We start from the raw sequence: 1474 nt of genomic DNA, 5'->3' as shown, positions 1-1474 counted from the left end.
AGCGGTGGGCGAGGTGGCGGGCGAGCGGCAGCCAGGCCTCGATCGCCCGGTCACGGAGAGCGGCGCGGGACGGGTGGCCGGCCGGCATCGCGGCCATCGCGGCGAGCAGCTCGGCGGCGCTGTCGGCGGACGTCTCGGCGGACGCCTTCGTCGACGGCGACATCGTCGCCTTCGTCTTCGTCTCGGTGACGGTCATGTCGTGGTCCTCCCTGACACCTTCCCGGAGAGCCGGCCCCAGGTTTGGGGCCCGGTCGGTCGGGCATCCATATACGTGGGACAGACGCAAAGGCGCTGTCCGGAGCACAGTAGGCCGTTCGGTTATGAGGACTCTATACGACAGGCCGAGAGAACACTAGCCGAAAGTATGAGGTCTTTAACGTCTCAAACCAGGCATAAGCCCTCATAATCCGAGGCGAGCGCCGTCACAGGGCTCGACCGGCCGTCCAAACCGCCGACAGATCGACCCTCTGCATTTCCCCCGGGAGTGGGCAAGATAGGCGCATGACGTCGCCGCCAGCCTCGGTTCCACCTCCGGCAGCGACCGAGCTCCGCCACTGGCGCCTCGACAGTGTCGGCGGTCTGCGGGAGATGCGGGCCGGTCTGCGCCAGGCCGTCGCCGGCACCCCGCTCGACGACGAGGACGGGCTGGACCGGATCACCGTCGTCGCCACCGAGCTGGCCACCAACGCCCTCCGGCACGGCAGCCCGCCCACCTCGGTACGTCTCTTCCGCGAGCCGGGCGCGCTCCTTCTCGACGTCGCCGACCACGATCTGACCGGCGAACCCCTCTTCGATCAGGACCGGCCCATCGGCCTCGGGGGCCTCGGCCTCCGCCTCGCACAGACATTCGCCACCGACGTCGGCTGGTACCGGACGACGAGGACGAAGCACATCTGGGCGAGATTCGATTTCGTACGGGATTAGCGGCACTCCCACAGACGCAGCCACTCCTCCCGCCTTCACACCGCGGCCACCGTGGCCCCGCACGGCCGCGACGCGACCGCCGGGGCTGCTGCCCGCGTCACCGGATGCCGGCGGGACACCAGTGCCGGATGTGCATTCCGTACCGGCTCCACTTCGGAAGGTCATTGACTCTTTTGTCCCGCCGACACCACCGGCAACGGCAGTGCGATCCCGTTGGGGGGTCGATTTGGCGTTGCGAGGACGACCGGGTAATGTTCTCCGAGCCGGCAGGGAAACGGACGAGGCAAGCGGGACCTGAAGTTAGGGCCCGGACCGGCCGTCCTGCCAAACCCCCAAGATCGAGTGGCACGAGAGATCGTGTACTCTTCTCGGGTGCCTGGAACAGTTTCTGTTTTGGCGAATCCGATTGCGAAACGCGGATTTGACACGGCGGAAACGGCGGGTAAAGTAGAGCGAGTGCCCCGGGGAAACGGGCCGCGGATGCGGATCGGTTCCAAGGTGTGCGGTTGTTCTTTGAGAACTCAACAGGGTGCTTGATAAGCCAGTGCCA

General features: G+C 66.8%; 1 protein-coding gene and 1 pseudogene. One reads left to right on the top strand and one right to left on the bottom strand.

What is annotated here, in order from left to right; genetic code table 11:
• Window positions 1–163: pseudogene (locus ACFO0C_RS49010) on the bottom strand (RNA polymerase sigma factor SigF); the annotation flags it as partial.
• Window positions 164–501: 338 nt separating this feature from the next.
• Between ACFO0C_RS49010 and ACFO0C_RS49005 the strand changes: the two are divergent.
• Complete coding sequence (locus ACFO0C_RS49005; RefSeq protein ID WP_378073864.1) at window positions 502–924, top strand: ATP-binding protein; 423 nt, start codon at window positions 502–504, stop codon at window positions 922–924.
• The last annotated feature ends 550 nt before the right edge of the window (window positions 925–1474 follow it).

The organism is Actinoplanes subglobosus, assembly GCF_042650585.1.
GTDB lineage: Bacteria > Actinomycetota > Actinomycetes > Mycobacteriales > Micromonosporaceae > Actinoplanes > Actinoplanes subglobosus.
The sequence above is the reverse complement of the archived record's forward strand: the minus strand, read 5'-3'. Positions and strand labels throughout refer to the sequence as shown.

What these genes read in the sequence shown, in the direction of transcription:
- ACFO0C_RS49005 (WP_378073864.1), top strand. Translation starts at nt 502, where the DNA reads ATGACGTCGCCGCCAGCCTCGGTTCCACCTCCGGCAGCGACCGAGCTC.